At 61.2% G+C, this 22903-nt stretch carries 25 protein-coding genes; 8 read left to right on the top strand and 17 right to left on the bottom strand.

Annotated elements, in window-relative coordinates; genetic code table 11:
* Window positions 1-16: 16 nt before the first annotated feature.
* Window positions 17-799: a peroxide stress protein YaaA gene (gene yaaA / locus A6V37_RS24755; RefSeq protein ID WP_064272069.1), complete on the bottom strand. Its 783-nt coding sequence runs from the start codon at window positions 797-799 to the stop codon at window positions 17-19.
* Window positions 800-862: 63 nt separating this feature from the next.
* On the opposite strand from yaaA, the gene A6V37_RS24750 reads away from it, so the two are divergent.
* Together A6V37_RS24750 and A6V37_RS24745 are read left to right on the top strand one after the other, a co-directional pair.
* A complete protein-coding gene (locus A6V37_RS24750) occupies window positions 863-1360 on the top strand; it encodes a putative toxin-antitoxin system toxin component, PIN family (protein ID WP_064272070.1) in 498 nt (165 codons plus the stop codon).
* Between the two features lie 143 nt (window positions 1361-1503).
* Window positions 1504-2676: a pyridoxal phosphate-dependent aminotransferase gene (locus A6V37_RS24745; protein WP_064272071.1), complete on the top strand. Its 1173-nt coding sequence runs from the start codon at window positions 1504-1506 to the stop codon at window positions 2674-2676.
* A gap of 118 nt (window positions 2677-2794) precedes the next feature.
* Here A6V37_RS24745 and A6V37_RS24740 read toward each other — a convergent pair whose 3' ends face one another.
* Complete coding sequence (locus A6V37_RS24740; RefSeq protein ID WP_064272072.1) at window positions 2795-3442, bottom strand: glutathione S-transferase family protein; 648 nt, start codon at window positions 3440-3442, stop codon at window positions 2795-2797.
* Between the two features lie 126 nt (window positions 3443-3568).
* Between A6V37_RS24740 and A6V37_RS24735 the strand changes: the two genes are divergently transcribed.
* The 6 genes from A6V37_RS24735 to A6V37_RS24710 all read left to right on the top strand — a co-directional run bounded on the left by A6V37_RS24735 (window position 3569) and on the right by A6V37_RS24710 (window position 9952).
* A complete protein-coding gene (locus A6V37_RS24735; protein ID WP_064272073.1) occupies window positions 3569-5134 on the top strand; it encodes a 3-hydroxyacyl-CoA dehydrogenase in 1566 nt (521 codons plus the stop codon).
* Window positions 5131-5919 carry an oxepin-CoA hydrolase, alternative type gene (locus A6V37_RS24730; RefSeq protein WP_064272074.1) on the top strand — a complete coding sequence of 263 codons (789 nt, stop codon included), beginning with the start codon at window positions 5131-5133 and terminating at the stop codon, window positions 5917-5919. Before A6V37_RS24735 ends, A6V37_RS24730 begins: the two co-directional genes overlap by 4 nt.
* A 22-nt stretch (window positions 5920-5941) precedes the next feature.
* Window positions 5942-6658, top strand: coding sequence for a histidine phosphatase family protein (locus A6V37_RS24725; protein ID WP_064272075.1), 717 nt, complete (start codon window positions 5942-5944; stop codon window positions 6656-6658).
* Between the two features lie 20 nt (window positions 6659-6678).
* Window positions 6679-7785: a phosphotransferase gene (locus tag A6V37_RS24720; protein WP_064272076.1), complete on the top strand. Its 1107-nt coding sequence runs from the start codon at window positions 6679-6681 to the stop codon at window positions 7783-7785.
* Window positions 7786-7848: 63 nt separating this feature from the next.
* Entirely contained in the window at window positions 7849-9108 is a 1260-nt protein-coding gene (locus A6V37_RS24715) for an acyl-CoA dehydrogenase family protein (RefSeq protein ID WP_064286426.1), read from the top strand.
* 142 nt (window positions 9109-9250) lie between these two features.
* Window positions 9251-9952: a glutathione binding-like protein gene (locus A6V37_RS24710; RefSeq protein ID WP_064272078.1), complete on the top strand. Its 702-nt coding sequence runs from the start codon at window positions 9251-9253 to the stop codon at window positions 9950-9952.
* 95 nt (window positions 9953-10047) lie between these two features.
* Here the strand turns inward: A6V37_RS24710 and A6V37_RS24705 are convergent, their stop codons facing one another.
* The 15 genes from A6V37_RS24705 to nuoI form a co-directional block, all read right to left on the bottom strand.
* Window positions 10048-10524: a MaoC family dehydratase gene (locus tag A6V37_RS24705; protein WP_064272079.1), complete on the bottom strand. Its 477-nt coding sequence runs from the start codon at window positions 10522-10524 to the stop codon at window positions 10048-10050.
* Window positions 10521-10979 (bottom strand): MaoC family dehydratase, encoded by a 459-nt coding sequence (locus tag A6V37_RS24700; RefSeq protein ID WP_064272080.1) that lies wholly within the window; start codon window positions 10977-10979, stop codon window positions 10521-10523. The genes A6V37_RS24705 and A6V37_RS24700 overlap by 4 nt, the downstream gene beginning before the upstream one ends.
* 35 nt (window positions 10980-11014) lie before the next feature.
* Window positions 11015-12142 carry an acyl-CoA dehydrogenase family protein gene (locus A6V37_RS24695; RefSeq protein ID WP_064272081.1) on the bottom strand — a complete coding sequence of 376 codons (1128 nt, stop codon included), beginning with the start codon at window positions 12140-12142 and terminating at the stop codon, window positions 11015-11017.
* Window positions 12143-12152: 10 nt separating this feature from the next.
* Window positions 12153-13349, bottom strand: coding sequence for an acyl-CoA dehydrogenase family protein (locus A6V37_RS24690; protein WP_064272082.1), 1197 nt, complete (start codon window positions 13347-13349; stop codon window positions 12153-12155).
* A gap of 48 nt (window positions 13350-13397) precedes the next feature.
* A complete protein-coding gene (locus A6V37_RS24685; protein WP_064272083.1) occupies window positions 13398-13823 on the bottom strand; it encodes a DUF1178 family protein in 426 nt (141 codons plus the stop codon).
* Window positions 13824-14047: 224 nt separating this feature from the next.
* Window positions 14048-14572: a helix-turn-helix transcriptional regulator gene (locus A6V37_RS24680; protein WP_064286425.1), complete on the bottom strand. Its 525-nt coding sequence runs from the start codon at window positions 14570-14572 to the stop codon at window positions 14048-14050.
* Window positions 14573-14624: 52 nt separating this feature from the next.
* Complete coding sequence (locus A6V37_RS42530) at window positions 14625-14870, bottom strand: hypothetical protein (protein ID WP_075643555.1); 246 nt, start codon at window positions 14868-14870, stop codon at window positions 14625-14627.
* Window positions 14871-15207: 337 nt separating this feature from the next.
* On the bottom strand, window positions 15208-15792 hold the full coding sequence (locus A6V37_RS24675) for an NUDIX domain-containing protein (protein WP_064272344.1): 585 nt from the start codon (window positions 15790-15792) through the stop codon (window positions 15208-15210).
* Between the two features lie 40 nt (window positions 15793-15832).
* A complete protein-coding gene (locus tag A6V37_RS24670; RefSeq protein WP_007175603.1) occupies window positions 15833-16129 on the bottom strand; it encodes a DUF2818 family protein in 297 nt (98 codons plus the stop codon).
* Complete coding sequence (nuoN, locus tag A6V37_RS24665; protein ID WP_064272085.1) at window positions 16129-17601, bottom strand: NADH-quinone oxidoreductase subunit NuoN; 1473 nt, start codon at window positions 17599-17601, stop codon at window positions 16129-16131. The genes A6V37_RS24670 and nuoN overlap by 1 nt, the downstream gene beginning before the upstream one ends.
* A 23-nt stretch (window positions 17602-17624) precedes the next feature.
* Window positions 17625-19118, bottom strand: a complete 1494-nt coding sequence (locus A6V37_RS24660; RefSeq protein ID WP_064286424.1) for an NADH-quinone oxidoreductase subunit M — start codon at window positions 19116-19118, stop codon at window positions 17625-17627.
* A gap of 14 nt (window positions 19119-19132) precedes the next feature.
* The gene (gene nuoL, locus A6V37_RS24655; RefSeq protein ID WP_064272087.1) at window positions 19133-21211 is read right to left on the bottom strand and encodes an NADH-quinone oxidoreductase subunit L; all 2079 of its coding nucleotides are present in this window, start codon (window positions 21209-21211) and stop codon (window positions 19133-19135) included.
* Between the two features lie 17 nt (window positions 21212-21228).
* Window positions 21229-21534, bottom strand: coding sequence for an NADH-quinone oxidoreductase subunit NuoK (gene nuoK / locus A6V37_RS24650; RefSeq protein WP_013339863.1), 306 nt, complete (start codon window positions 21532-21534; stop codon window positions 21229-21231).
* A gap of 20 nt (window positions 21535-21554) precedes the next feature.
* Entirely contained in the window at window positions 21555-22244 is a 690-nt protein-coding gene (locus A6V37_RS24645) for an NADH-quinone oxidoreductase subunit J (protein WP_064272088.1), read from the bottom strand.
* Between the two features lie 169 nt (window positions 22245-22413).
* Window positions 22414-22902, bottom strand: a complete 489-nt coding sequence (nuoI, locus tag A6V37_RS24640) for an NADH-quinone oxidoreductase subunit NuoI (protein WP_007588142.1) — start codon at window positions 22900-22902, stop codon at window positions 22414-22416.
* Window position 22903 lies beyond the last annotated feature (1 nt).

Genomic DNA, 22903 nt, shown 5'->3' with positions numbered 1-22903 from the left:
GTGGTCGACGAGACGCTTATTCAGCGACGCGGCGGCGGAATACGTAAGTGGCATCGTTCGAGGCGTCGGCGTCGAACGCATAGCCTTCGGCGTCGAAGTCCTTCAGCTGTTCCGGGTTGTCGAGGCGGTTTTCCACGGCATAGCGCGCCATCAGGCCACGCGCGCGTTTGGCATGGAAGCTGATGATCTTGTAACGGCCACCCTTCCAGTCCTCGAACACCGGCGTGACAATCGGCGCTTCGAGCAGCTTCGGCTTGACCGATTTGAAATACTCGCCCGACGCGCAATTCACCAGCACGCGGGACGCCGCGGCGTTTTTCTTCAGTTGCGCGTTCAGCGCCTGCGTGATCCGCTCGCCCCAGAACGCGTACAGATCCTTGCCACGCGGATTGGCGAAGCGCGTGCCCATTTCGAGCCGGTACGGCTGCAGCAGATCGAGCGGACGCAGCAAGCCGTACAGGCCCGACAACACGCGCACGTGGTTCTGCGCATAGTCCAGATCAGCCGCCGACAACGTCTTCGCGTTGAAGCCCTCGTACACGTCGCCGTTGAAGGCGAGCACCGCCTGTTTGGCGTTGTGCGTGCCGAATTTGGGGGACCATTCCGCGTAACGCTGGAAATTGAGGTGCGCGAGCTGATCGGATATGTCCATCAGGGAGGCGATCTGCTGCGGCGACAAACGACGCAATCCGCCGATCAATTCGGCCGCGTCGTCGACAAAATCGGGGATCGTGTGCTTTTTAACGTGGGGCGGGGTGTCGTAGTCGAGCGATTTCGCCGGCGACAGAACGATTATCATAGAGGCTTACAGGCACGCCGTGCCTGGCGGTCAAAGACGAAAGCCAGATTGTAACTGTAACGAATGCCCGGTTCCCATGCTTCACACGGCGCTTTGCGCGTCGTCCTCGATTCCAATGTGTGGATCGACATTCTCGTGTTCGACGACCCGCACACGCGGCCGATCGCGGCAGCGCTTGAAAACGGCGCGCTGGCCGCGCTGATCGACGCACGCTGCCTCGCCGAACTCACCTATGTGCTGGACTATCCGCAATTCGCGCATCGGAATGTGGACAAGACTGCCGCGCTCGCGGTCGTTGCACGGCTCGCCCAACTGGTCGAACCCGCCGCGCCGTCGGTAGACGCCAGACCCTTGCCCAAATGCAAAGACCGTGATGACCAGAAGTTTCTCGAACTCGCGCACGCCGTGCAGGCTGACTGGCTCATTTCGAAAGATCGCGCGGTGTTGAAACTGGCCAAGCGGATTGCTCGCGACTTCGGTTTCCAGATTGCCCAACCGGCGCCGTTCGTCAGCGCCATTGGCGCTTCCCTGAGCGCCGCCGGCGAACCCGCAGCCGTATGACCCTGCAGTTCATATGGCCCTGGCCAAACGGCTAACGGCAGAGTTGCCGCACGCACACTACGCCGCGATTCCCTACAATCAGGCTTTATCCGTATCAAACGACGCCTTTGTCTCACTCACTCGCCCACGCTCCGGACAGCGCCATGAATGCACCGCACGACACGCACACGAGTCCCACGTTTCCGTCCCGCCTGCCGGACGTCGGCACAACGATCTTCACCGTGATGAGCGCGCTCGCCGCCGAAAAAGGCGCGGTGAATCTGGGCCAGGGCTTTCCTGACTTCAACTGCGATCCAAAAATTGTCGATGCAGTCGCGAACGCCATGCGCGAGGGCCACAACCAGTATCCGCCCATGGCCGGCGCCGCGCCGCTGCGTCAGGCGATCTCGGACAAGATCGCGAACCTGTATGGACGCCGCTACGACGCCACCACTGAAATCACGGTGACGGCAGGTGCCACGCAAGCCTTGCTGACCGCGATTCTGTGCACCGTCCACCCCGGCGACGAAGTGATCGTGGTCGAGCCGACCTACGACAGCTACGTGCCCTCCATCGAGCTGGCCGGCGGCAAGCCGGTGTTCGTCACGCTCGAGGCGCCGGACTACGCCATCCCGTTCGACAAGCTCGCTGCCGCGATCACGCCGAAAACGCGGCTCCTGCTGATCAATACGCCGCACAATCCGACTGGCACCGTCTGGCGCGCTGAAGACATGCGCAAGCTCGAAGAGATCGTGCGCGGCACCAACGTGCTGATCCTGTCGGACGAAGTATATGAACACATGGTCTACGACGGCGCACCGCACGAAAGCGTGGCGCGTTATCCGGAATTGGCGCAGCGCAGTTTCGTGGTGTCGAGCTTTGGCAAAACCTATCACGTGACGGGCTGGAAAGTCGGCTACGTGGCGGCGCCGGCCGCGCTCACCGCCGAATTCCGCAAGGTGCACCAGTTCAACGTGTTCACGGTCAACACGCCCATGCAGATCGGCCTCGCCGACTACATGAAGGATCCGGCACCCTATCTCAATCTGCCGGCGTTCTATCAGAAGAAGCGCGACCTCTTCCGCGCGGGCCTCGCGAATTCGCGCTTCAAGCTGCTGCCGTGCACGGGCACGTACTTTCAGTGCGTCGACTATTCGGCGATCAGCGACCTACCTGAAGCCGAATTCGCACAATGGCTGACCGGCGAAATCGGCGTCGCGGCCATTCCGGTCTCGGCGTTCTATCACGAGGCGCATGAGTCGGGTGTGGTGCGCTTCTGTTTTGCCAAGCAGGACAGCACGCTCGCCACCGCGCTCGAACGGCTGGCGCGCCTCTAGCGTGTCCCGCGCGATGCAGCGAACGAACCCGCGTTCCTCGCTCTGTCGCGCAACGGCCTCCGCTCGCGTGGCCCGCCGAACTCCGCGCCGAACTCCATTGAGTCAGCGGCGCAATCCATCAAGCCTTGCGCGACGCGGCGACGTACGCCTTGCGGTCCTCGGTGACCCGCTGCGCGGCCGGCCGGGCGTTGATCGCCTTCACATAGCTTTTCCAGTCAAGGCCGGCGTCGAGCAGGAAATCGCGGCCGTAGATCGTCTGCGTCGCCATGCCCACCAGCGGCAAGCTCACATACCCTGCCGTGTCGGCTACGCTGAAGCGCTCGCCGCGCAAATACGGCCCGAACTTCGCGATCCGCTTGAAGCCGTCGATGTGATGCGTGAGCAGCTTCTCGACACGCCCTTTAGTCGCATCGGTCACCGTCCCGCCGAAGAACGCTTCCTTGTAGAGATTGCGTACGGTCAGTTCGAGATGCACGTCGACGAAAAAGATCAGTTCGCGCTCCTTGGCCGCTTCCCAAGGGTCGGCAGAAAATATCGCCTTGTCCGGAAAGCGCGCGGCCAGATACTCGACGATACATTGCGACTCACACAGGTCGCCGTCTTCCGTCTGCAGATAAGGCACCTTGCCGAGCGGCGAATGCTCGAGCATGGCCTCTTCCTGACTGGGCACCACGAACACTTCCTCGAACGGAATGCCGTGTTCGAGCAGCACGAACTTCACTTTGTTGTAATAGTTAGAAAACGCGACACCGCACAGCTTGATCATCGGGTATCTCCTTCCTTTGGGTTCGTTGAGACCGCCGGTGAAACTCAATGCGGCGGTCTACGATCAATCATCCAGTAAATTGCACGATCGTGCTATTCTAAAATAACCATGAAGTCGAGCAACACAATGACCTCTCGCAATTTCAGCATCGAGACTATCGGCATTGTTGGAACCGGGGCAATGGGCCGCGGTATCGCCCAGATTGCCGCGCTAGCCGGCCTGACCGTGCGTTTGTACGACACCAACCCAGCTGCGATCGGTGCCGCGCGCGACTACCTCGCCGAGACTTTCGCCAAACTGACGGCCAAAGGCAAGCTCGAGCAGGCGCGCTCGCTCGCCGCGCTCGCGAACGTGAGCGGCGCGCAGGTCATTGGCGAGCTCGCCGATTGCGATCTGGTCGTCGAGGCGATCGTCGAGAAGCTCGACGTGAAGCAGGCGCTGTTCCGCGAACTCGAAACAGTGGTGAGCGGGCGCTGCGTGCTGGCATCCAACACGTCCTCGCTATCGATCACCGCGATTGCCGCGGGTTGCACCGACCCGTCGCGCGTGGTCGGCTACCACTTTTTCAACCCCGTTCCGCTCATGAAGGTCGTCGAAGTGATCGACGGCCTGCGCGGCGATCCCGCAGCAGGCGACGCGCTGATGGATCTCGCGCGCCGCATGGGCCACACGCCGGTACGCGCTAAAGATATGCCCGGCTTCATCGTGAATCACGCCGGGCGGGGCATGAATACCGAGGGCCTGCGCGTCGCCGGAGAAGGTGTAGCGAGCTTCGCCGACATCGACCGCATCATGCGCGAGCAGGCAGGCTTTCGCCTCGGGCCGTTCGAATTGCTCGATCTGACGGCGCTCGACGTATCACATCCGGTCATGGAGTCGATCTACCACCAGTTTTACGAGGAACCGCGTTTCACGCCGTCGCCCATTACCGGCACGCGGCTCGCGGGCGGACTGATCGGCCGCAAGACGGGTGAAGGCTTCTATCGCTACGAGGACGGCAAGCAGCTGGTGCCCGCCGAAGCGCCCGCGCCAACCGGGCTACCGGCAAGCGTGTGGGTCAGCAAGCGTTACCCGCATGCGCATGACGCCGTCGTGCAACTCATCGGCAAAGCCGGTGTGGCACTCGACGAAGGCGTCACGCCTGCGTTGAACTCGCTGATCGTGGTCACGCCGTTCGGCCACGACGCGACCACGGCCGCGGTCGACGAAGGGCTCGACGCCACCCGCGTCGTCGCTATCGACACCCTCTTCCCGCTCGCCGGCGCGCAACGCCGCACGCTGATGACCACGCCGGCCACCACGCGTGCCGTGCGCGACTCGGCGCATGCACTCTTCGCCGCGGACGGCGTACCTGCCACCGTCATCCGCGACTCGACCGGTTTCGTCGCGCAACGCGTGGTGGCGACCATCGTGAATATCGGCTGCGACATCGCGCAAAAGCAGATCGCCACGCCGGACGATATCGATCTCGCCGTGACGCTCGGCCTCGGCTACCCGCGCGGACCACTTGCTCTCGGCGATGCGCTCGGCGCGTCAACTATCCTCGCGATTCTGAGCAACATGTTCAGCGTCCTCGGCGACCCTCGCTACCGTCCGTCACCCTGGCTTGCTCGGCGAGCCCAACTTGGCCTGTCGCTGACGCAACGCGACGCGGCCGACATCGACACGCAGTCAAAGGAGACACAACAATGAGCGCCGAACTGCTGACCTCGCGCCCGACCGAAAGCGAATCGACGCTAGTCCTGACGCTGTCGAACCCCGGTGCCCGCAACGCGCTGCATCCGGACATGTACGCGGCCGGTATCGAAGCGCTCGAATCGGTGGAGCGCGATCCGTCGATCCGCGCCATCGTGATTACCGGCGCGGACAACTTCTTCTGCGCGGGCGGCAATCTGAACCGTCTCCTCGAGAACCGCGCGAAGGAACCGTCCGTGCAAGCCGAAAGCATCGACCTGCTCGGCGAATGGATTTCAGCGCTGCGTCTTTCGTCGAAGCCGGTGATTGCCGCGGTCGATGGCGCTGCCGCCGGCGCGGGATTCTCGCTCGCGCTCGCATGCGACCTGATCGTCGCCGCGGACGACGCCAAATTTGTGATGTCGTATGCGCGTGTCGGTCTGACGCCCGACGGCGGCGGCTCGTGGTTCCTCGCTCAAGCCCTGCCGCGCCAGTTGGCCACCGAGGTGCTGATTGAAGGCAAACCGATCGGGGCCGCGCGCTTGCATGAACTCGGCGTCGTCAACAAACTGGCCAGGACCGGCGCCGTGCGTGACGCCGCGATTGCATGGGCCGACGAACTCGGCAAGATTTCGCCTAATTCAGTCTCTCGCATCAAGGGGATGATCGGCTCGGCCGCTACGCAACCGCTCGCCGACCATCTGATCACGGAGCGCGACAATTTTGTCGCGTCGCTGCACCACCGCGAGGGCCTTGAAGGGATTTCCGCGTTCCTCGAAAAACGCGCGCCGGTCTACAAGTGAACGAAGAGTGAACTAAAGGACCATGCCAGACTATCAATTGCCCAAACGCCGCCGCATCTTCCTGATGCGGCACGGCGACGTCACCTACTTCGACGACTCCGGCCGCGCGATCGATCCTGACACCGTGCCACTGAACGCCAACGGCCGCGAGCAGGCCAGCGCGGCCGGCCGTGTATTCGCCGAACAGCAGATCCGCTTCGACCGGGTGATTGTCAGCGGTTTGCCGCGCACGATCGAGACCGCGCGGCGCGTATTGGCCGAGACCGGCCAGCAGATCGAACTCGAAGTGGAGCCTGCGTGGCAGGAGATTCGCGGTGGCAAACTCCACGATATTCCACCGCAGGATATCGAAGCCGCGTTTCTCGGCGTGTTCGACGGCATCGTGCCGGAAAGCACACGCTTTCTCGAAGGCGAAACCATCGGCGAACTGTTCGATCGCGTGTTGCCCGCCGTGACGGCGTTGCGCGAGGACTCGTCGTGGGACACCTTGCTGCTGGTTCTGCACGGCGGGGTGAATCGCGCGATCCTGTCGCATGCGATCACCGCGGGCGGCCGCACGTTCTTTGGCCATCTTGCGCAGGCCACCGGCTGCATCAACGCACTCGACGTAGGTACCGCACCGCGAGATTGGGTGCTGCGCGCGCTCAACCACTCACCGCCTTCGCCGCTTCATCGCGACGTCCGCAACACCACGATGGAAATGCTCTACGCACAATTCACCCGATACCAGCGCAGCTAAATCCGAACTGGAGGAGACACATGGTGCAAGCCACACAGAACGGCGAACCAGAACACACGACGGATTATTCGGCGTTCGAGGGCACACGTCCTCTCAACGAACGGCAACGCTTCGCTACCGACGCGCTCGCCGCGTGGCTGGCCCAGCATGTCGACGGATTCTCGGGACCACTCTCTCTGGAGCAATTCGCCGGCGGCCAGTCCAATCCCACCTTCAAACTGGTCACCCCTTCCCGCTCGTATGTGATGCGCGCCAAGCCCGGGCCGGCGGCGAAGCTGCTGCCTTCCGCGCACGCCGTCGAACGTGAATATCGGGTGATGCACGCGCTGGCCGGCACCGCCGTGCCGGTCGCGAATATGCTCGCATTGTGCGAGGACGAAAGCGTGATCGGCCGTGCGTTCTACGTAATGGAGTACGTCGAAGGCCGCGTGTTGTGGGATCAATCTTTACCCGGCATGACGCCTGCCGAGCGCGCCGCGATCTACGACGAAATGAATCGTGTGATCGCCGCCTTGCACAGCGTCGATGTCGCGGCCGCCGGTCTCGTCGATTACGGCAAACCGGGCAACTATTTCGCGCGCCAGATTGGCCGCTGGAGCAAACAGTACATCGCGTCCGAGACCGAGCCGATCGACGCGATGCAGCGTCTGATCGAATGGCTGCCGCAGCATATGCCAGCGGAAACGGGCGAGCGCGTGTCGGTCGTGCATGGCGACTACCGGCTCGACAATCTGATCTTTCATCCTCATGAGCCGCGGGTGCTCGCTGTGCTCGACTGGGAATTGTCGACGCTCGGCGATCCGCTTGCCGACTTCGCTTACCACTGCATGGCGTGGCACGTCGATCCGGCGCAATTCCGCGGCATTGCGGGTCTCGATTGGACGGCCCTCGGCATCCCGGACGAAACGCAGTACGTCGAACGCTACTGCAAGCGCACCGGTTTCGAGATTCGCGGCGACTGGAATTTCTACCTGGCGTACAACATGTTCCGCATTGCCGCGATTCTGCAAGGGATCATGAAGCGCGTCGTCGACGGCACCGCGGCCAGCGCGCAGGCACTCGACGCCGGCAGCCGCGCAAAGCCGATGGCCGAGCTCGCCTGGCGCTACGCTCAGAAGGTGCGCTAACCGGATTCGCGCGTCGAGTTGCGCGCCTTGATCAACTGTCGTCCGTTATTCGCGAGGTCACACATGAATTTCGATTACACACCGAAGGTTCAGGCGTTGCGCGAGAAACTGCTCGCTTTCTTCGACGAGCATATTTATCCGAACGAGCAGGCGTTCTATGCGGAAATCGCACGCAATCGTCAGAGCGGCAACGCGTGGTTGCCGACCGAACTGATCGAGCAACTCAAACACAAGGCGCGCGACGCCGGTTTGTGGAACCTGTTTCTGCCTGAATCCATACGCGGAGCGGGACTGACGAATCTCGAATACGCGCCGCTGTGCGAGATCATGGGCCGCGTGCCCTGGGCGCCCGAAGTGTTCAACTGCAACGCGCCCGACACCGGCAACATGGAAACGATCGAGCGCTACGGCAGCGACGACAACAAGCGCCAGTGGCTCGAACCGCTGCTGCAAGGTCAGATACGGTCGGCGTTTCTGATGACGGAGCCCGAAGTCGCGTCGTCGGACGCAACCAATATCCAGACCAGCATCGTGCGTGACGGCGACCACTACGTGATCAACGGACACAAGTGGTGGTCCTCCGGCGCAGGCGATCCGCGCTGCAAGATCTATATCGTCATGGGCAAGACCGATCCCGAGGCGCCGCGCCACCAGCAGCAATCGATGATCCTCGTCCCCGCCGACGCCGCCGGCATCACCGTGCACCGCCCGCTCAACGTCTTCGGTTACGACGATGCGCCGCACGGCCACATGGAAATCACGCTCAAGAATGTGCGTGTGCCCGTCACCAACATGCTGCTCGGCGAAGGCCGTGGTTTCGAGATCGCGCAGGGACGTCTCGGACCAGGTCGCATCCATCACTGCATGCGTTTAATCGGTCTTGCCGAACGTGCGCTCGAACTGATGGCGAAACGCTCGATGCAACGTGTCGCGTTCGGCAAGCCGGTTGCCGCGCAAGGCGTCACGCAGGAGCGTATCGCCGAGGCGCGCTGCATGATCGAACAGGCGCGGCTCCTCACGCTAAAGACTGCCTACATGATGGACACCGTCGGCAACAAGGGGGCACGCGGCGAGATTGCGATGATCAAAGTGGTCGCGCCAAACATGGCTTGCCAGGTAATCGACTGGGCGATTCAGGCGCACGGCGGCGGCGGGGTCAGCGACGACTTCCCGCTGGCGTATGCCTACGCCTGCGCGCGCACGCTGCGTTTCGCCGACGGTCCCGACGAAGTGCACCGCAACGCAATCGCCAAAATCGAGCTCGCACGCTATATGGACGCCGGCGCGGCGGCCCGCGTGGAAACGCCGATTACGCGAGTTTGAGGTCAGGCCAGCTAACTCACCTGTTGCCGCGATGGCCGGACTGACTTGCGCCGTCGCCAGCAGCATCGCGCGATCTATGCTCTAATTTTCGTCAACAGCGGCGTCCTGCGGGGCGCCGCTTTCACGAAACGAAGGAGCCACGATGATCGACGTCTATAGCTGGGCAACCCCGAACGGCCACAAGGTTCACATCATGCTCGAGGAGACCGGCCTCGCGTATAACGTGCATGGCGTGAATATCGGCACGGGCGACCAGTTCAAACACGAGTTTCTCGCTATCAGTCCGAACAACAAGATTCCGGCAATCGTCGATTCCGAGGGTCCGAGAGGCGCCGACGGTCAACCGTTTGCGCTATTCGAGTCGGGTGCGATTCTGATTTATCTCGCCGAGAAAACCGGCAAGTTTCTGCCAGCCGATCCGGCGGCACGTTATTCAGTACTCCAATGGCTGATGTTCCAGATGGGCGGCCTGGGCCCGATGCTCGGTCAAACGCACCACTTTCGCCTCTATGCGCCGGAGCCGATTGAATACGCGATCAATCGCTACACAAACGAGGCGAAGCGCCTGTACGGCGTCATGGACGCGCAACTCGGCAAAACGCAGTACCTCGCCGGCAACGACTACACGATCGCGGACATCGCGGCGTTTCCGTGGACACGCTCCTGGCAAAACCAGGGTATCGAACTGGATGCATTGCCGAACGTGAAGCGCTGGCATGAAGAAATCGCCGCGCGTCCGGCGGTATTGCGCGGCGTCGAGGTATTGGCGTCCGCACGCAAGCCACTCATGGATGAGAAGGCAAAAGAGATGCTGTTCGGCGCAACCCAGTACGCGAAACATTGACGCCAGCGCAGCCTCTGAATCTGCACCAGTAAAAAAGCGCGAGACGGCGTGAATGCCGTTCGCGCTTTTGGGGCTCCGGGACGGACGCGACAACGCTAGAAATAATGCCGCGTAATGAACTCCGCGACACATACCGGCCGCTCACTGCCCTGCCGCTCCAGCGTCACATTCCACACGACCTGTACGCCATCATTGCCAGCGTCCGTCACGGACTCCACCGCGAATTTCGCGCGCAACTCCGAGCCGACCGGCACCGGCGACGTAAACCGCACGCGATTCAATCCGTAGTTGACGCCCATGCGCTGCTCGATCACCACCGTCTTTCCGAGCAGTGCCGGGATCAACGACAACGTCATGAAGCCATGGGCGATAGGTCCGCCGAACGGCGACTCACGCCGCGCCCGCTCGGGGTCGACGTGAATCCATTGATGATCGCCGGTGGCTTCTGCGAAACGATCAACACTCGCTTGATCGACCGTCAGCCATTCACTCACTAGCGGGTCAGCGCCCACCAATGCACGCAAGGCATCCGCATTGCCGAACGCCGCGGCGGGCACCGCGCAATCCGTCATGCTCCGGCTCCCGGATTGCGCAGTCCGAACATGCCCTTCGAGCGCACCGTGATCACCGTCTCGCCATGCTGATTAATACCTTCCCATTGGGTCGACACAATGCCGCGATCCGGCTTGCTTTCGGAGATGCGCTTGTCGAGCACGGCGTTCATCATGGTGATCGTGTCGCCGACGCGCACCGGCTTCAACCAGCGGATCTCGTCGATACCGGGCGAACCCATCGACGTGGAGCCTGCAAGCGCGTTACGCACCAGCATGCCCATCATGACCGAACAGGTATGCCAGCCACTCGCCACCAATCCGCGGAACGGCGACTCGGCCGCAGCGGCTTCATCCAGATGAAACGGCTGCGGGTCGAACTTCTGCGCGAACTCGACGATTTCCTCACGCGTAAACGTGTGCTTGCCGATTTCCATGCTCGCGCCGACTATAAAGTCCTCGTAACTCAGACTCATCGTTGCCTCTCCTTTTATCCGGTTCGAGCGGCTGTTCAGGCTTCGGCAACGACGAAGCCGGGCAGCGCAGCGAAGCGCGCCAGGTGGTGATCGACGTCGCCCAACGTGGTTTCGATGATGGCAAGGCGTTTGAACAGATGTGCCGCCGCCACCTCGTTCGTCACCCCCATGCCACCATGCAACTGAACCGCCTGCTGGCCCACGAAACGCGCGGCCTGACCGACCCGTGCCTTCGCCGCCGAGACCGCGCGACGGCGTTCGTCAGCATCCGCACTGTTATAGCGCATGGCGGCAAGATAGGTGACTGAACGCGCCTGCTCGGCATGAATCAGCATCTCGACCATGCGGTGCTGCAAGGCCTGGAAGCGTGCGATCGGCTGGCCGAACTGCTGGCGCGTCTTGGTGTAGTCGACGGTAGCGAAGTTCAAGGCATCAAGTGCGCCGATCGCTTCCGCGCACAGCAGTACGGTGCCGTAATCCGCGATATGTTCGAGCGCGGCCGCGCCGGCGTGTTTGCCGGCCAGCCGGCGCGCGGGCGTGGCGGTGAATTCGAGGGTGGCAGCCCGTTGGCCGTCGATCGTGCGGTAATCCGTCACTTTGACGCCGGACGCATCACGCGCCACGACGAAAAGCGCAATCTCGCCGTTCAGACGGGCCGGCACGATCCAGTAGTCCGCCTGCGCACCGTGCAGCACAACCGACTTCGTCCCGGACAGCGTCTGCTGCTCGCCCTGTCCACTAGCGGCCGTGTCGACTTCAAACAGGTCGTAGCGTGCGTGCGGCTCGTGAAATGCCACCGCCAGCTTGATCTCGCCCTGTGCGGCACGCTCGAGCAGCGACGCATCTTCGCCCTCGCCCGTGCCCGCGAGGCGCAACGTCTCAATGCCGACCGCGGTCGCCCAATAGGGTTCGACCACCAGTGCACGGCCGAGCTCCTGCATCACCACCAGCATGTCAATCGGACCACCGTTGAATCCTCCTTGCGCTTCCGGCACCGGCAATGCCGTCAGGCCCAGCTCCGCAAAAGCTGCCCAATGCGCCTCCGACACGCCGGATTCCGATTGCACGATCGCCTGGCGCGCTTCGAAGCCGTAGCTCTTGTCGAGGTAGCGGCGCAGCGCGTCGGCGAATTGCTGCTGTTCGTCGTTGAAAGTGAAGTCCATGCGCCACTCCTCAAAGTCCGAGAATCATCTGCGCGATGATGTTCTTTTGAATTTCGTTCGAGCCGCCGTAGATCGACGTCTTGCGGAAGTTGAAGTAGTACGCGGCCAACGGTGCTGCGTCGTCGTCGCCGGCAGCGCTGTGCTCGCGTTCGCCTTCGAGGAACGAAACGTCGAACGGTGCCGCGAGCGGCCCGACTGCTTCGAACATCAGCTCGGTCAGCGCTTGCTGCACTTCCGTGCCCTTGATCTTCAGCATCGATGCTTCCGGCCCCGGTCCACGGCCCCCTGCTTCATTGGCGACCACGCGTTGCACGGTGACTTCGAGCGCCATCAATTCGATCTCGAGGCTCGCGACCTTCGCGGCAAACACCGGATCGTGCAGCAACGGCTTGCCATTCTTTTTCTGATTCAGCGCAAGCCGTTTCAGGAAGACGAGTTCGCGCTTGGACTGGCCGACGCGCGCAATGCCGGTGCGCTCATGGCCGAGCAGGTATTTTGCGTATGTCCAGCCGCGATTTTCTTCGCCGACCAGATTTTCGACCGGCACCTTCACGTCTTCGAAAAAGACTTCATTGACTTCGTGGTCTTCGTCGAGCGTGATGATTGGCCGTACGGTGATGCCCGGAGTTTTCATGTCGATCAGCAGGAACGAGATGCCCTCCTGCTTCTTGGCGCCGCCGTCGGTGCGCACTAGGCAGAACATCATGTCGGCGTACTGGCCGAGTGTGGTCCAGGTTTTCTGACCGTTGACCACGTAATGGTCGCCGACGCGCTCCGCGCGCGTACGCAACGAGGCCAGATCAGAACCGGAGCCAGGCTCGGAGTAGCCTTGGCACCACCAATCCGTACCGTCGAGAATGCGCGGCAAATAGTGACGTTTTTGCGCCTCGTTACCGTACTTCATGATTACGGGGGCCACCATCGCCACGCCAAACGGCAGCACGGACGGCGCACCGATACGCGCGCACTCTTCGTCCCAGATGTGCCGTTGAGTGGCGTCCCAGCCCGGGCCGCCGTACTCCTTCGGCCACGCGATCGCCGACCAGCCGCGCGTGCCGAGCAGCTTGTGCCAGCTCGCGAAGTCTTCACGGGCAAGACGTTTGTGATTGAGTACCTTGTCGCTCAGTTCGCGAGGCAGATTCGCTTCGAGCCAGGCGCGGATGTCAGCGCGGAACGCTTTATCAGCGGGGGAATAGTCCAGATTCATGCGTAGTGTCTCCTGGCCGCCACCACCTGGCGCCAGCGAGCCACTGCGCTATTGCAGCGGTTCCTTCAAGGCGGCCGGGACCGGCAGCGGCATCACTTCGATGCCTTCTTCGACCAAGGCTTGCGCGTCTTCGGGTGTCGTGACACCACGAATATTGCGAGCGGGCGCTTCGTTATAGTGAATGCGCCGTGCCTCCTCGGCGAAGCGGTCGCCCACGTTCTCGGTCTTTTCCAGTACCTCGCGCAAAGCGCGCATCACACGCGCCTGCATTTCCCCCACGCCCGCTGGCGCATTCGTGCCGGTCGCACCAGACAAATTCAGGCGCGGCGCCGACGGCAAACGGCTTACCTCGTTCGCACCGCAGATCGGACATTCGACGAGCTTGCGGGACTGCTGCGATTCGAAGTCATCAGCCGAAGCGAACCAGCCTTCGAACCGATGGCCATGCGGACACTGTAAATCGAGGACCTTCATGTGGAATCAGGGCTTGCGTGCCAGTTTAGCGCAAAAAGCAAATTTGTGAACGGTCGTTCGTAAATTTTTACGGACGATGCGCCGACGCCGGACATCGCTGACAAATCAGACGCGGTGGGCGATTTTAACGCTTTGCGCAAAGGACTGCCGAAGCTGACCAGAACGCCAACTGGCGAGCCGATCAAACAGGCTTGTGTCTTCAGGTACGGGCCGCTGCCTTGCTGCTATGCCACCAGACACTCAAGCTGGCGGCTAAACTTCGGTTCAAGTTCGCGCGCTTCCTTGACGAGGTTGATCTGCTTGGCCAGTTTCGCAACGTCGGCCACGTCTGACTTGATGTCATAGCCACCGCGTGCAGCCAGCCAGTCAAGAATGTCCGACAGATGCCATACCGACGCACTGCCCTCGTGGACCGGCGGCGGAAAGTCGATTGCGTGGCCCAGCATCAGCTTGCGCATGTTCTGCCGGGACACGCCGGCGATTTCGGCGACGTCGGTGAGGCCAACAAAATCGGGGCCGGCTTCGACAAGGCGCGCGGACGGCACCGCTTGCTTGATATCTCTGAGTGCGCTGACCAGCGCTCCGAAAGCAGACGAGCTTTCGCGAGTGGAAAACAGCGCGAGACGGCCAGGCTGCCCCACGCCGACCGTGGCGTCGTCGCATCCGGCTTCGCCCAATCGCTCGACAATCGCATCAAGATCGCAATCTTCGGCTGCGAGCCGGTACTTCAAGGTGAACACATATTCCATACGTTACTCCTGCCCTCATTCAGCTCAAACTCTTGCCATGAGAACGCCCTTGCTACGAGCGAGCCGTGCAGTTGTCGACAATGCGCCGTAGATGTCTGGCATGGTTGCCGGGATTCCTTGGCGTACTCCAGATGCTTGATATACAGAACTCCCCGCACCGACACTCCGCGGTGTTGTCAGGACAGTACATTCTTCCCCAGGCATGACCTTTCCCACCGCCATGGACTTGCCAACCGTTTTTTTCGGCGTACACCAAGGCAGCTTCGATCTCCTTTTTGGAGTGAGTTCCTCGAACCATCTATGTCCTCCAATTTAGCGATTCCGATCATGGTTGTCAAGTGACAACCATGATCGGAATCATCAGTCTTCGCATCGCCATTTATTTCGTTATCCAAAGTAAATAGGCATGATGAACACGCTCAACAAAGATCGATATTAGAGTGACAACGATTGCGTGACGAGACTGGCGAATGGCATAGGACGTGTACGGATTCTCCAAGAACGCGCGACGGGAACCGCGTTACGCAATTTCGCCTCTACAACGACAAAGCCCCCGTTGGTCCTGAACCAACGGGGGCCTCGCCAAAACGATCCCTAACTGGTGCGCAAGCCGCGCACTGCCCACACCTACCGGATTAGTTCGGCTCCGCCGTCGGCCAGGCACCCGACAGGACCTTCTCCAGCCAGAACGTGCCGATCACCGTCTTGACGTCGGTAATCTTGCCGGTACGCACCCACTCCGACACGTCAGCCACGCTTGCCGTGAACAGTTCGAGGAATTCACCGTCGTCGAGTTTGCGCTTGCCGGCAGTCAGGCCACGCGCCAGATAGATATCGATGAATTCAGTCGAATAGGAAATGATCGGGTGAATGCGCGTCAGATAAACATACTCCCGCGCGGTATAGCCAGTCTCTTCCCTTAACTCACGTATTGCGCAAGCCAGCGCGCCTTCGTTCGGATCGAGTTTTCCGGCCGGATACTCGACCATCACCTTGCCCATCGGATACCGATACTGGTTTTCCAGCAGCACGCGGCCATCGTCGAATAGCGGGATGACCATCACGGCACCCGGGTGCTGTACATATTCGCGAGTGGCCTGCTTGCCGTCCGGCAGGCGTACGGTATCGCACTTGAGGGTCAAAAACGGCCCTTGATGGATCGTTTTGCTCTCGAGACAAGTCTCGGTAAGCGCGTGGTCGTGATTGGGAAGTTCAGCCATGTGCGGACCTTGAAACATGGTGCGCGACGGCTATGCGCCGTCAGCGGCGTTTGACGAGATACTGGAAGGTGAAGCCTGGGAATGCGAACACGACGAATAGCGCAAACGTGATCGCGTAGAACTGCCATCCCTGCTCGAAGCGGTTACCCGCCCGCGCTTCGAGCAGAAAACCGAGTGCGCCGACCACAAAGTACAGCACGATCAACTCGGCTATCCGGATCCAGGCGCTCTTCTTCGCCGCTTTCAACGGCACGGCGGCGAAGAGGCGCTGATTCAGGAACGGCAGGTTGGCGCCAACCAGCGCCAACAGCACGATAAACCAACCCGCTGCCGACATCAGAGAAGCAGCGTGTGCTGCATAGCCTGCAGACAGGCCTTCAACAGCGGATCCGGCACAATACCGAGCACCAGCACGGCCACACCGTTGAGCGCGAGCAATGCACGCGTGCTGGTGTCGGCAACAATCGGCGACGTGTCTTGCGGATCATCAAAGTACATCAGCTTGACGATACGCAAGTAGTAGAACGCACCGAACAGCGAGGTGATCACGGCCAGCACCGTCAGCCAGGTCAGGCCGGCGTTCATGGTGGCTTGCAGCACGGCGAGCTTCGCGTAGAAACCGACCGCGGGCGGGATGCCGGCGAGCGAGAACATCATGATCATCATCACGAACGCGAACACCGGGCTGCGCTGGTTCAGACCCTTGAAATCTTCGAGCGTGTCCGCTTCGAAATCGCGGCGCGCCAGCAGCATGATGACGCCGAACGTGCCCATCGTCGTGATCAGGTAGACGATGCTGTAATACATCGCCGAGCCGTACGCGCTCGCGGCACCCGTCGTCTTGCTGTCGACCACGCCGGCCAGCAGGCCCAGCAGCACGAAGCCCATGTTCGAGATCGCCGAGTACGCCAGCATCCGCTTGACATTGCGCTGCACGATACCGGTGATGTTGCCGACGATCAGCGACAGCGCCGCGAGGATCACCAGCATTTGCTGCCACTCGACCGCCAGCGGCAGCAGACCCATCACGAGGAAGCGCAAGCCCCACGCGAATGCCGCAACCTTCGGACCGCCGCCTACGAGCAGCGTCATTGCGGTCGGCGCGCCCTGGTACACGTCAGGCACCCACATGTGGAACGGCACCGCGCCCATCTTGAACGCCACACCCGCCACGATGAAGATCACGCCGAACAGCAGCACGCTCGGATCGTAGTGGCTCGTGCCGATCGCCTTGAACACTTCGTTCAGGTCGAGCGAGCCAGTCGCGCCGTACAGCATCGAAATGCCATACAGCAGGAAGCCGGAAGCCAGCGCGCCGAGCACGTAGTACTTCATGGCCGCTTCGTTCGACGGCGCAGCGTCGCGACGCAGAGCGATCACGCCGTACAGCGACAGAGACATCAGTTCCAGGCCGAGATACAGCGTCAGGAAGTTGTTGCCGGAGATCATGACGAGCTGACCGAGCAGCGAGAACATGCCCAACAGGAAGAACTCGCCGCGGAACAGACCGCGATCTTCCAGGTAACGGCGCGAGTAGACGATCGACAGGGCGTAGCCGAGCGTCACCACTGCTTTCATCAGGTTGGCGAACGAGTCGACCACGTACATGTGGCCGAAGTAGTAGCGCACTTGCGGGTCGAACGCGTTCATCGCGAACCAGATGCCGGCGACGAGCGTCGAGAAGAACGCGATGAAATACGTGGTACGACGACCGGCCTGGCCGACGAACGTGTCGTTGAGCCACGCGACCACAACGGCGAGCATCACCAGTGCGTCGGGCAACAGAGCAGTCATAGGGGCGTTTTGCATGGTTTAAATTCCTCCGCTCCGCGTTACTGAGGCAACAACGGCAGCTTTGATTGCGCAACGTGGGAGAGGAGGTTTTCCACGGATACGTGCATCACATCGGTAAAGGGCTTCGGATACAGGCCCATGAACAGCGTCAGTGCGGCAAGCACTGCCAGCATGAAAAACTCGCGGCGATTGATATCGAGCAGGCTCTTCACGTGATCGTTGACCACCGCGCCGAAGTACACGCGCTTGTACATCCACAGCGTGTAAGCCGCGCCGAGAATCAGCGTGACAGCCGCACCGCCCGCGATCCAGAAGTTGTACTGGACCGAGGCCAGAATCACCATGAACTCGCCGACGAAACCTGAAGTGCCTGGCAAGCCGCAATTCGCCATGGAGAACAGCATCACGAACGCCGCGAACTTCGGCATCACGTTGACCACGCCGCCGTAATCGGCGATCTGGCGCGAGTGCATGCGGTCATACAACACGCCGATGCAAAGGAACATCGCGCCCGACACGAAACCGTGCGAGATCATCTGCACGATCGCGCCTTCCACACCGAGCTGGTTGAAGATGAAGAAGCCGAGCGTCACGAAGCCCATGTGCGCAATCGACGAATACGCGACCAGCTTCTTCATGTCGGCCTGCACCATCGCGACCAGACCGATGTAGATCACCGCGATCAGCGACAGCGCGATCACCACCGGCGCGAGGAAATGGCTTGCGTCGGGTGCGATCGGCAACGAGAAGCGCAGGAAACCATAGGCGCCCAGCTTCAGCATGATCGCCGCCAGTACGACCGAGCCGCCGGTCGGCGCTTCCACGTGGGCGTCAGGCAACCACGTGTGGACCGGCCACATCGGCACCTTCACGGCGAAAGCGAGGAAGAACGCTATGAATAGCAGCACCTGCGGCGTCATGGCGATCTGCGCATGCTGCCACGTGGCGAGGTCGAACGTGCCGGTCTCGACGTACAGGTACAGCAACGCGACCAGCATCAGCAGCGAGCCCATCAGCGTGTACAGGAAGAACTTGAACGCCGCGTACACGCGGTTCGCCCCACCCCACACGCCGATGATGATGTACATCGGAATCAGCGTCGCTTCGAAGGACACGTAGAACAGCATGCCGTCGGCCGCGCTGAACACGCCGACCATGATGCCCGACAGGATCAGGAACGCGGCCAGATACTGCGCCACGTTCTTCGTGATCACTTCCCACGCGGAGATCACGACGATCACCGTAATCAATGCGGTCAGCACGACAAACCACATCGAGATGCCGTCGACACCCAGGTGATACGTAATGTTGAAGCGCTCGATCCAGTTCGCCTTTTCGACGAACTGCAGATCGGCCGTGCTCGAATCAAAACCGGTAATCAGCGGGATCGTCACGAGGAAACTGACGACCGAGCCGATCAGCGCGATCCAGCGCGCCGGAGCCGGGTTCCGGTCGGAACCGACAGCCAGAACAAGGAGGCCGACGAGGATCGGCAACCAGATCGCGATACTGAGAATCGGATATGCGTGCATTAGTGTCCCTCGCCTTATTTGCCGCCGAGCGTTACAAACAGGGTCAGGAGCCCCAACATGCCGATAATCATGGCGAACGCGTAGTGGTAGATGTAGCCGGATTGGAGGAAGCGGATCACACCGGCGAACCAGCCGATAAAGCGTGCGCTGCCGTTGACGATGCCGTCGATCACGACGACGTCGCCTTCCTTCCAGAGGCCACGGCCGATCGCCACGGCGCCCCGCGCAAACACGACTTCGTTGATCTTGTCCATGTAGTACTTGTTATCGAGCAGCGTGTAGATCGGGCCGAACGCGCGCTTGATGACAGCCGGCAGATCCGGACGAACGAGGTACAGGAACCACGCGGTCAACACGCCTGCGAGCGCCAGCCACACCGGCAGCCCTGCCACCGAGTGCAGACCCATCTGGCTCCAGCTAACGAACTCGTGGCTCATCTCTTCCAGTGCCGGATGGTTTTCGCCGATGAAGATCACCTTCTCGAACGCCACGCCATGCTGGAAGAAGTCGCCGAACAGCATCGGACCGACTGCAATCGCACCGATCACGACCGACGGAATGGCCAGCAGCACCAGCGGCACCCATACCACCCACGGCGTTTCATGCGGCTCGTGAGCATGGTCGTCGTGACCATGACCGTGACCGTGACCGTGCGCATCGTGGCCGTGGCCATGCGCGGCTGCATGAGCGGCTTCGATGCCCATCGGCGATTCCGGATGCTTCGGATCGCGGAAACGCTCCTTGCCGTGGAACACCATGAAGTACATACGGAACGAATACAGCGCGGTGACGAACACGCTCGCCACCACCGCGAAGTATGCGAAACCCGAGCCCGGCAGATGCGACAGCTTCACCGCGTCGATGATCGAATCTTTCGAATAGAAGCCGGAGAAGAACGGCGTACCGATCAGCGCCAGCGAACCGACCAGCGACGTGATCCACGTGATCGGCATGTACTTGCGCAGGCCGCCCATGTTGCGCATGTCCTGATCGTGGTGCATGCCGATGATCACCGAACCCGCGCCGAGGAACAGCAGCGCCTTGAAGAACGCGTGCGTCATCAGGTGGAAGATCGCGACCGGGTAAGCCGAGACGCCGAGCGCAACCGTCATGTAGCCAAGCTGCGACAGCGTCGAATAAGCCACCACGCGCTTGATGTCGTTCTGGACGATCCCGAGGAAGCCCATGAACAGCGCCGTAATCGCACCGATCACCGTAATGAACGTCAGCGCGCTATCCGACAGTTCGAACAGCGGCGACATGCGCGCCACCATGAAGATACCGGCCGTCACCATGGTTGCCGCGTGAATCAGCGCCGAGATCGGGGTCGGGCCTTCCATCGAATCCGGCAGCCAGACGTGCAACGGGAACTGCGCCGACTTACCCATTGCGCCGACGAACAGGCAAATACAGGCAACCGTCAGCAGGCCCCAGTCGGTGCCCGGGAAAGTCAACGCAGCGAGTTCGGTGCGCTTGGCGAAAACGTCGCCATAGTTCATCGAACCGGCGAACGCGAACAGCAGGCCGATGCCGAGCAGGAACCCGAAATCGCCGATGCGGTTCACGATGAACGCCTTCATGTTCGCGTAGATCGCGCTCTCACGGGTGAAGTAGAAGCCGATCAGCAGGTACGACACCAGACCCACTGCTTCCCAGCCGAAGAACAACTGGAGGAAGTTGTTGCTCATCACGAGCATCAGCATCGAGAACGTGAACAGCGCGATGTACGAGAAGAAGCGCTGGTAGCCGTCGTCGTCGGCCATGTAGCCGATCGTGTAGATGTGCACCATCAGCGACACGAAGGTCACCACGCACATCATCATCGCCGTCAGCGAGTCGACGAGGAAGCCGACCTCGAACTTCGTCTTGCCGATCGTCATCCATTCGTACACGGTCGCGTTGAAGCTCGCGCCGCCCAACACCTGGAAGTAGACGATGGCCGAGAGGATGAACGCAACCGCGACGCCGAGGATCGTCACCGTGTGCGCGCCCGCGCGCCCTACGGCTTTCCCGAACAGCCCCGCAATCAGGGAGCCGGCCAGCGGTGCCAGCGGGATCGCCAGCAGCAGGTTTTCATTGATTGTCGTTGACATAACCGCTTTACCTGAAATTAACCTTTGAGCTGATCGAGGTCCTCGACATTGATCGTGTCGAGGCTACGGAACAGGGTCACCAGAATCGCGAGGCCGATTGCCGCTTCCGCTGCCGCAACCGTCAGCACGAAGAAGACAAAGATCTGGCCATGCACGTCGCCGAGGTAGTGCGAGAACGCGACGAAATTGGTGTTCACCGCGAGCAGCATCAGTTCGATCGCCATCAGAATAATGATGACGTTGCGACGGTTCAGGAAAATGCCGACGACGCTGATCGCAAACAGGATCGCGCCGAGGACAAGGTAATGAGCAAGGGTCAACATGATTTCTATCTCCTGTCCGCTCAGCTGTTCTTGGCCGGTGCCGAGTCGGCTGCTGCTGCCGCTGCCGCTGCGGCTTCTTCCGCCGCGACGGTTGCCGCGGTCTTTTCCGACTTCATCTTCACGACGCGCACGCGGTCCTGGGCACGCACCTTGACCTGCTCGCTGACTTTCTGACGCTTGCTGTCTTTCTTATGGCTCGTGGTCAGCGCGATCGCCGCGATGATCGCGACCAGCAGCACGAGACCGGCCACTTCGAACGCGAAGATGTAATCGGTGTAGATGACCTTGCCGATGATGCGGGTGTTCGACCAGTCGCCCATGCCGTTCGCGGCGACCGTGGTATCACGCAACGCCGTGGTGGTCGCACCGTAGCCGTGCCACAGAACCAGCGCCGTTTCGAGCACGATGATCACGCCCACCAGCGTGGCCATTGGCACGAAACGCTTGAAGTCTTTGCGCAGCACGTCGAGATTGATGTCCAGCATCATCACGACGAACAGGAACAGCACCATCACCGCGCCGACATAGACCAGCACCAGCAGGATCGCAAGGAACTCGGCCTCCAGCAGCATCCAGATCGCGGCTGCGTTGAAGAACGCCAGCACCAGAAACAGTGCGGACGAAACCGGGTTGCGCGAGGTGATCACCTTCAGCCCTGAGACAACCAGGAGCAGCGCGAAGATGTAGAACAGTACGGTCGTGAATTCCATGATTACCGGTTCATCGTTAGGCCATCGTCAGGCATTGTTCTTTGGCACATGTGACTGGCAAAACCGCCAGAACAGCCGCACAGGTGCGCCGTGCCGCGGCGTTCAGGCCGCGGCGCCCGGCCCGACAACAGGCCGTGATTACTGCATTGACTGCTTCAACTGAATTGCTTCAACGATACGGTGCGTCGGCTGCCTTATTGGCGGCGATCTCCGTTTCGTAGCGATCGCCCACCGCCAGCAGCATGTCTTTCGTGAAGTACAGGTCGCCACGCTTTTCGCCGTGATACTCGAGAATGTGCGTCTCGACGATCGAATCGACCGGGCAGCTCTCTTCGCAGAAACCGCAGAAGATGCACTTGGTCAGGTCGATGTCGTAGCGCGTCGTGCGGCGCGTGTTGTCCGCGCGCGTTTCCGACTCGATCGTGATGGCGAGCGCCGGGCACACCGCTTCGCACAGCTTGCAGGCGATGCAGCGCTCTTCGCCGTTTTCATAGCGGCGCAGCGCATGCAGGCCACGGAAACGCGGCGAGATCGGGGTCTTCTCTTCCGGGAACTGCACGGTGATCTTGCGCTGGAACGTGTAACGTCCCGTCAGCGCGAGGCCCTTCAGCAGCTCGGTCAGAAAGAAGGTCTTGAAGAAGTTTTGAATTGCGGTCATG

The organism is Paraburkholderia ginsengiterrae, from assembly GCF_001645125.1.
Taxonomy (GTDB): domain Bacteria; phylum Pseudomonadota; class Gammaproteobacteria; order Burkholderiales; family Burkholderiaceae; genus Paraburkholderia; species Paraburkholderia ginsengiterrae.
The sequence above is the reverse complement of the archived record's forward strand: the minus strand, read 5'-3'. Positions and strand labels throughout refer to the sequence as shown.

What these genes read in the sequence shown, in the direction of transcription:
- A6V37_RS24730 (WP_064272074.1), top strand. Translation starts at nt 5,131, where the DNA reads ATGAGCGCCGAACTGCTGACCTCGCGCCCGACCGAAAGCGAATCGACG.
- A6V37_RS24705 (WP_064272079.1), bottom strand. Translation starts at nt 10,524, where the DNA reads ATGACGGATTGCGCGGTGCCCGCCGCGGCGTTCGGCAATGCGGATGCC.
- A6V37_RS24735 (WP_064272073.1), top strand. Translation starts at nt 3,569, where the DNA reads ATGACCTCTCGCAATTTCAGCATCGAGACTATCGGCATTGTTGGAACC.
- A6V37_RS24750 (WP_064272070.1), top strand. Translation starts at nt 863, where the DNA reads ATGCCCGGTTCCCATGCTTCACACGGCGCTTTGCGCGTCGTCCTCGAT.
- A6V37_RS24715 (WP_064286426.1), top strand. Translation starts at nt 7,849, where the DNA reads ATGAATTTCGATTACACACCGAAGGTTCAGGCGTTGCGCGAGAAACTG.
- A6V37_RS24685 (WP_064272083.1), bottom strand. Translation starts at nt 13,823, where the DNA reads ATGAAGGTCCTCGATTTACAGTGTCCGCATGGCCATCGGTTCGAAGGC.
- nuoN (WP_064272085.1), bottom strand. Translation starts at nt 17,601, where the DNA reads ATGCAAAACGCCCCTATGACTGCTCTGTTGCCCGACGCACTGGTGATG.
- A6V37_RS24645 (WP_064272088.1), bottom strand. Translation starts at nt 22,244, where the DNA reads ATGGAATTCACGACCGTACTGTTCTACATCTTCGCGCTGCTCCTGGTT.
- A6V37_RS24690 (WP_064272082.1), bottom strand. Translation starts at nt 13,349, where the DNA reads ATGAATCTGGACTATTCCCCCGCTGATAAAGCGTTCCGCGCTGACATC.
- A6V37_RS24670 (WP_007175603.1), bottom strand. Translation starts at nt 16,129, where the DNA reads ATGTCGGCAGCGGGTTGGTTTATCGTGCTGTTGGCGCTGGTTGGCGCC.
- nuoL (WP_064272087.1), bottom strand. Translation starts at nt 21,211, where the DNA reads ATGTCAACGACAATCAATGAAAACCTGCTGCTGGCGATCCCGCTGGCA.
- yaaA (WP_064272069.1), bottom strand. Translation starts at nt 799, where the DNA reads ATGATAATCGTTCTGTCGCCGGCGAAATCGCTCGACTACGACACCCCG.
- A6V37_RS24720 (WP_064272076.1), top strand. Translation starts at nt 6,679, where the DNA reads ATGGTGCAAGCCACACAGAACGGCGAACCAGAACACACGACGGATTAT.
- A6V37_RS24740 (WP_064272072.1), bottom strand. Translation starts at nt 3,442, where the DNA reads ATGATCAAGCTGTGCGGTGTCGCGTTTTCTAACTATTACAACAAAGTG.
- A6V37_RS24675 (WP_064272344.1), bottom strand. Translation starts at nt 15,792, where the DNA reads ATGGCTGAACTTCCCAATCACGACCACGCGCTTACCGAGACTTGTCTC.
- nuoI (WP_007588142.1), bottom strand. Translation starts at nt 22,902, where the DNA reads ATGACCGCAATTCAAAACTTCTTCAAGACCTTCTTTCTGACCGAGCTG.
- A6V37_RS24700 (WP_064272080.1), bottom strand. Translation starts at nt 10,979, where the DNA reads ATGAGTCTGAGTTACGAGGACTTTATAGTCGGCGCGAGCATGGAAATC.
- A6V37_RS24695 (WP_064272081.1), bottom strand. Translation starts at nt 12,142, where the DNA reads ATGGACTTCACTTTCAACGACGAACAGCAGCAATTCGCCGACGCGCTG.
- A6V37_RS24745 (WP_064272071.1), top strand. Translation starts at nt 1,504, where the DNA reads ATGAATGCACCGCACGACACGCACACGAGTCCCACGTTTCCGTCCCGC.
- A6V37_RS24725 (WP_064272075.1), top strand. Translation starts at nt 5,942, where the DNA reads ATGCCAGACTATCAATTGCCCAAACGCCGCCGCATCTTCCTGATGCGG.
- A6V37_RS24710 (WP_064272078.1), top strand. Translation starts at nt 9,251, where the DNA reads ATGATCGACGTCTATAGCTGGGCAACCCCGAACGGCCACAAGGTTCAC.
- A6V37_RS24680 (WP_064286425.1), bottom strand. Translation starts at nt 14,572, where the DNA reads ATGGAATATGTGTTCACCTTGAAGTACCGGCTCGCAGCCGAAGATTGC.
- nuoK (WP_013339863.1), bottom strand. Translation starts at nt 21,534, where the DNA reads ATGTTGACCCTTGCTCATTACCTTGTCCTCGGCGCGATCCTGTTTGCG.
- A6V37_RS24660 (WP_064286424.1), bottom strand. Translation starts at nt 19,118, where the DNA reads ATGCACGCATATCCGATTCTCAGTATCGCGATCTGGTTGCCGATCCTC.
- A6V37_RS42530 (WP_075643555.1), bottom strand. Translation starts at nt 14,870, where the DNA reads ATGGTTCGAGGAACTCACTCCAAAAAGGAGATCGAAGCTGCCTTGGTG.